Below are 6,204 nucleotides of genomic sequence, written 5' to 3'. Positions count from 1 at the left end.
TTCCACCAGATGTAGGGAGCGTGTTCGCCACCAAATACGGTGTAGCCGGCGGCGGTGAGCTCGGTGCGGATCATGGCAGCGGTGTCCATGTAGCCCTTGATCACAGCCTTGGTCTGTTCCCAGCCCACGGGAGTGTAAATAGCTTCGGCAGCGCGCTGAACCACGTAGTTCACGCCATTAAACTTGGTGCACTGACGGCGATTCCACATGGCGCGGAGCTTGCCCAGTTCGTGAGGAACGATGGTGTAAGCGCAACGGACGCCGGTAAAGCCAGCAGTCTTACTGAAGCTGCGGAACTCGATAGCGCAGGTGCGGGCGCCCGGAATTTCGTAAATGGAGTGAGGCAGGGATTCATCCTGGATGTAGCAGTTGTAAGCTCCATCAAAGAGAATGAGAGCGCCAGTTTCGTTGGCATAGTCCACGAACTTCTGGAGAGTTTCGCGGCTAAGCACGGTACCGGTCGGGTTGTTGGGGCTGCACAGGTAAATCAGCTGCACCGGATTCTTGGGAAGGTCCGGCTGGAAGTTGTTTTCGGCGGTAGAAGCCAGGTAGGTAACTTCAGAGAAGTGACCGTCGTCCTGCATAAAGCCGGTACGGCCAGCCATCACGTTGGAATCCAGGTAGACAGGATAAACCGGGTCGGGAATGGCGATCTTTACGTCGGCGGCAAAAAGTTCCTGAATGTTGGCCACGTCGCACTTGGAACCGTCACTGACGAACACATCGTCCGGATCCATTTCGACACCGCGGGGAGTGTATTCACCACGGATGATGGCTTCGCGCAAGAAGTCGTAACCCTGTTCCGGACCGTAACCGCGGAAGGTGTCCTTGCAGGCCATTTCTTCAACAGCCTTGTGCATGGCGTCGATGGCGGCAGGAATAATGGGAGTAGTCACATCGCCGATACCCAGACGGATAATGTCGGCATTGGCGTGGGTGCCCTGGTATTCCTTGATTTTCTTGGCAATGGTAGAGAAAAGGTAGCTGCCAGGAAGGCGATCGTAAAATGGATTAATGATAGATTCGTTCATAATTAGTATTGAGGTCGGGCTTCGCCCTTTGAGTAGTGAGCTCGTTCGCTTCGCTCACTTTGAGGTTTAACACTTGGCGCCTTCGGCGCGGTTCTTTAGCTCAGAGCACGTAGTGCGGCTCATGGCTCACAGCTCATAGCTTCCCGTGAAGCATTCCTTGGCAGGGCCGGTCATCAACACCGGACCGCCTTCTTCGTGCTTAATATGGAGGGTTCCGCCATCCAGAACCACGTCCGCTTCGAGGCCTACGCGGCCAGTACGCTGGGCTGCCACGAGAGTAGCGCAGCTTCCGGTGCCACAAGCCATAGTCACGCCGCAGCCGCGTTCCCACACGCGCATACGGATCTTGCCGGGAGCCACCACCTGAGCGAATTCAATATTGCAACGGTCCGGGAACTGCTTGTCCACTTCGAGAATGGCACCCCATTTTTCCAGCTGGATCTTTTCGATATCGTCCACAAAAATCACCGTGTGGGGGTTGCCCATGGAAACGGTTTCGCCGGTAAAGTCAAAAGTATCTGCAGTGAGCTTGATGGAACCCAGGAAATCGCGGGGAGCGCCCATGTTCACGCAAACCTGAGCGTCTTCCAGCTTGTTGGCATCGCCCATGATGGTCGGCTTGATGAGGCCGCTCTTGGTGTGAAGCACAAAGGAATCGCCGTTGCCCAGGCCGCGGGTACGAATGAACTTGGCCACGCAGCGGGTGGCGTTGCCGCACATGGCTGCTTCGGAACCATCCGCATTAAAGATGCGCATTTCGAAGTCAACGCCGTTACCCGGCTTACTCCAGTCCACATCCTTGCGGACATCCTTTTCGGCCACCACGTATTCGGCGGAACTAGAAAGCGGAGTCACCACAACGACGCCATCGGCACCGATACCGAAACGGCGGTCGCAAAGTTCAATGACGCGCTTTTCCAGGTCGGCACCCAAAGTCATATCAAAAGCTTCACCCGGTTCAACGAGCACGAAGTCGTTGCCGAGACCAGTCCATTTAGAGAATTTGAGAGACATAAATTGTAATCCTTATTTTCGCCCCTATTAAAGCAAAAAACGTGCCATTTTTACATTTTTGGTAAAACAAGCTAAAAACAAGAAAAACGCCGATTTTCACCGGCGTTTAAAGTTTCACGATTTGAAAAGTTTTACACAATATGTAAAACACACTCATTTATTTTACATTTTATGTAAAAGAACAGAATAGAAAATAGACTTCATTACAAAACACAATACCGGACAATCCCAATTGTCATAATATGTCAAATAGAAGGATATATATTTAAAAAGCACCCTAACAGAGGTCCAAATGCACAAAATGTTTCCTAGAATCGTGATAGCGCTGTCCCTGTGCGTCTCTGTATCCTTTGCAGGGGACCTGATGAATCTGTTCGTGTTTGGTAGAAATACGGCAGGCTATCGATCCGCAGAAAGGCAGACCGAAGAAAATACACGCAACATTAAATATGCGATAGACGAACTAGACGACGACTTGACCGATGCCATTGAAGAAGCGTCCAATGAGGTTGTCCAGGCGGTAAAGAAAAGCAAGCTTCCCAAACACGATGCGTCACTCTTTTTCAATGGAATTTTGGAATCCTTTAACGAGCGTTATCCCTGGGAACTGCAGGGGTACGCCCACGCCATGGTGGTAACGGCAAAGCGTTACAAGATGAACTTGGTAAAGCTGAACCGCGTTTTGGTTGAAGACGCCATGATGGAAGGCGGTACCGCCTATACCGAGGCTGAAACAGATGCGGTCCTGTACCAGAATTTAGGTGAACTCGGCTTTTATTCAAAGAACGGGAAATATTACCTGGATGGTGAACTCGTAAATATGGGCAATTTCTCCAAGAAAGCAAAGACAACCAAGATTTATCAAAATCCGAATTCCATTGATGTTAGGCCCAAGGCAGAAATCAAGAAACTGGATAGTTCCAAGGTTCAGGTTACGGCAAGAATCAACCTGCCGGACGGGCTGTATTCTTTTGTTGAATTTTGCAAATATGGTGGTGATTGTATACGATCTGAAAAAGCTTTCAAGGATAGTGTTTTAACGGATGCTTTTTCGTACACTTCTGCAGGGCAGTATTATGTAATAGTGGGCGTGAGTGGTCTTCTATCAGGCAAGGGCGATGTTTACGGAGTTTGCGGTAAGATGGCAGGCCCTTACATGGAAAATTTGGGTGGATGGGGTAGGCTCATTTCCTACAAATCCAAAAGCGTCGATTTGAAGTGAATTGGAAAATTGGCCAGACCCGATTTAGATTATATTTAGCATAAACAACGAACAGGATTTTCCACATGATAACAGGCGAAATCAAGAACCGTATTGACGCAATCTGGGATACTTTTTGGACTGGGGGCATTACCAATTCCATTACGATCCTGGAGCAGATGACCTACCTGTTCTTTATGAAGATGCTGGATGATGCCCAGATGAAGAAGGAGGCCGCCGCTAACGCCATGGGCGCCAAGGTGAAGGATCCTGTATTCAAGGCCGGCAACTGGCACAACCCCGAAACCGACAGGGATGTTCCGTACACAGACCTCCGCTGGAGCAATTTCAAGAACAAGGAAGCCGAGGCCATGTACCGCCTGGTGTCCAAGGACGTGTTCATTTTCATCAAGACGCTGAACGACGGCAAGGAATCCGCCTACAGCAGGTTCATGGACAGCGCCACCTTCCTGATTCAGAGCGCCCGAACCCTGGTAAAGATTGTCGAAGGTATCGATGGCCTAGACATGAACAACCGCGACACCATGGGTGACGTGTATGAGTATGTCTTGGGCAAGATGGCAGCCAGCGGCAACAACGGACAGTTCCGTACTCCCCGCCACATCATCCGCATGATGGTTGACATGATGGAGCCGAACCTGGACGATACGGTATGCGACCCGGCCATGGGTTCTGCGGGCTTTATCGTTGAAGCCGCGAAGTTCGTGCAGGAACACCATAAGAAGGATTTGCTGAAAAAGGATAAGTCCGACCATTACCGCAACGAAATGTTCCATGGCTTTGACACGGACCAGACCATGCTCCGCATAGGCGCCATGAACCTGATGCTGCACGGTGCCGACAATCCGGACATTGCGTATCGCGACAGTCTTAGCACCGACAATACCGACGAGAACCGGTATTCCCTGTGCCTTGCCAACCCTCCGTTTGCAGGGTCGCTCGACTACGAGGCCATCAACAAGAACCTGCTCGCCATTACCAAGACCAAGAAAACGGAGTTGCTGTTCTTGGCGTTGTTCGTGCGAATGCTTCGCCTGGGCGGACGCTGCGCCTCCATTGTGCCCGATGGCGTACTGTTCGGAAACAGTTCGGGTCACAAGGCCATACGCAAGGAACTTATCGAGAATCAGCGTTTGCAGGCAGTCATCAGTATGCCCAGCGGCGTGTTCCAGCCGTATAGCGGTGTTTCAACTGCGATTCTCGTTTTCACCAAGACCAATGCAGGCGGCACTGACAAGGTTTGGTTCTACGACATGAAGGCCGACGGCTACACTTTGGATCAGAAGCGCACGGAATGTGCCGAGAACGACATCCCGGATATCATTGCCCGTTGGAAGAACCTGGATGCCGAAACGGACCGCACTCGCAAGGATCAGTCCTTTTTTGTTCCTGTGGATGAGATTGTTGCCAATGACTACGACCTGTCCATCAACAAGTACAAGGAAGTGGAGATGGTCAAGGTGGAGTACGAAAGCCCCAAGGTTGTGTACAAGCGGATCCAGAAGCTGCAAGAAGAAATTAATGCGGCAATGGAAGAGTTTGGGGAGAAGTACTTGTGAGGTGTGAGGTCGTTCGCTACGCTCACTTTGAGGTCGATGCTTCGCATCTAGAGGTATGAGGTTTTATTAGGGTATAGTTTTTTTGTTTTTGCGGTGTCACCCTGAGCGAAGTCGAAGGGTCTAGCGGTTTGGTAGAGAGACTAGAAATTAGAAACTAGAGGTTAGAGGGTACAGGGTATAGGGAATTGTCATTGCGAGGAACGAAGTGACGTGGCAATCTAGAACGGTATAGATAAAAGAATTTTGGGTAAGTGCGTGAAGAAGAATTGGGAATATAAAACACTTAATGAAGCCTGTAACATCAATTTTGGAACAAGGGTTGTTCAAAAAAAAGATGGTGGATCCATATACGATGTGTATGGAGGTGGTGGTGCAACATTCAAAATTGATAGATACAACCGAGAAGATTGCTTTATCGTTTCAAGATTTGCAATGTCGCTTAAGTGCACTCGATTCGTAAGTGGAAAGTTTTTTCTTAATGATAGCGGTTTATCAGTTAGTACAAATAATGAAAATTTGTCTCAACAATTTGTAGATGCATTTCTTCTTTCTAGTAATGACAAAATTTACTCGTTGGGTAAAGGTGCTGCGCAACGAAATTTGGACATGGCATCTTTCCGTCAATTGATAATTCCTGTTCCACCAATGTCTGAGCAGGAGCGGATTGTGGCGGAGTTGGATTTGCTGAATGGTGTGCTGGAGAAACAGAAGGCTCAGCTAAAAGAATTGGATACCTTGGCTCAGTCCATTTTCTACGACATGTTCGGCGACCTAGAAATGAAAGACTTCGTTCTTGTTGATTTATGCAAATCAAAGGATGATATAAAATGCGGACCATTTGGTACGCAGTTGTCAAAGGCTGAATATAAAAAAGAGGGCATTGCTGTGTGGGGAATACCCCAGATTAATTCTCGGTTCTCAATTCTTCCTACGGATTTTGTAACGCATGAAAAGGCTGAAGCATTAAAGGACTATTCCGTTATCCCAGGGGATATTGTTATGTCTCGTAAAGGAAATGTAGGGCAGTGTTCTGTATTTCCGTATAGCTTTGAACCTGGGATTATCCATTCCGACGTTCTGCGTCTTCGATTAAATGAGAATGTAGCTAATCCAGTCTTTATGGAGTATCAACTTCATTTAAGCGATATGATTAAACACCAAATTCAGCTTGTTAGTTCAGGTGCAATCATGCCAGGGATTAACGTTACCAAGTTAAAAAGCATTAGAGTTCAAGTCCCGCCCCTCTCTCTGCAGCAATCCTTCGCCGACAAGATTGCTTCCATCGAGAAGCAGAAGGCAGCCATCAACCAGTCCATCGCCGAGACGCAGAAACTCTTGGACTACACCATGGACAAATACTTCGGGTAATTTTTATTAT

Annotated in this window: 5 protein-coding genes; 3 read left to right on the top strand and 2 right to left on the bottom strand. The window is 48.8% G+C overall.

Annotation, left to right across the window (positions count from 1 at the left end; all coding sequences use genetic code 11):
• Positions 1-1,031 (bottom strand): LL-diaminopimelate aminotransferase (locus MJZ25_14020; GenBank protein ID MCQ2125291.1); only part of this gene is annotated, 1,031 nt, incomplete at its 3' end.
• Between the two features lie 126 nt (positions 1,032-1,157).
• The gene (gene dapF, locus MJZ25_14015) at positions 1,158-2,045 is read right to left on the bottom strand and encodes a diaminopimelate epimerase (GenBank protein MCQ2125290.1); all 888 of its coding nucleotides are present in this window, start codon (positions 2,043-2,045) and stop codon (positions 1,158-1,160) included.
• Between the two features lie 292 nt (positions 2,046-2,337).
• Here dapF and MJZ25_14010 point away from each other — a divergent pair, with 292 nt between their 5' ends.
• From MJZ25_14010 to MJZ25_14000, 3 genes are all read left to right on the top strand, one after another.
• Positions 2,338-3,267 carry a hypothetical protein gene (locus tag MJZ25_14010; protein MCQ2125289.1) on the top strand — a complete coding sequence of 310 codons (930 nt, stop codon included), beginning with the start codon at positions 2,338-2,340 and terminating at the stop codon, positions 3,265-3,267.
• A gap of 65 nt (positions 3,268-3,332) precedes the next feature.
• A complete protein-coding gene (locus tag MJZ25_14005; GenBank protein ID MCQ2125288.1) occupies positions 3,333-4,826 on the top strand; it encodes a type I restriction-modification system subunit M in 1,494 nt (497 codons plus the stop codon).
• Between the two features lie 255 nt (positions 4,827-5,081).
• Positions 5,082-6,194 (top strand): restriction endonuclease subunit S, encoded by a 1,113-nt coding sequence (locus MJZ25_14000; GenBank protein ID MCQ2125287.1) that lies wholly within the window; start codon positions 5,082-5,084, stop codon positions 6,192-6,194.
• The last annotated feature ends 10 nt before the right edge of the window (positions 6,195-6,204 follow it).

Origin of the sequence: Fibrobacter sp. (assembly GCA_024399065.1) — a bacterium.
In the GTDB taxonomy this organism is placed as follows: Bacteria; Fibrobacterota; Fibrobacteria; order Fibrobacterales; family Fibrobacteraceae; genus Fibrobacter.
The sequence above is the reverse complement of the archived record's forward strand: the minus strand, read 5'-3'. Positions and strand labels throughout refer to the sequence as shown.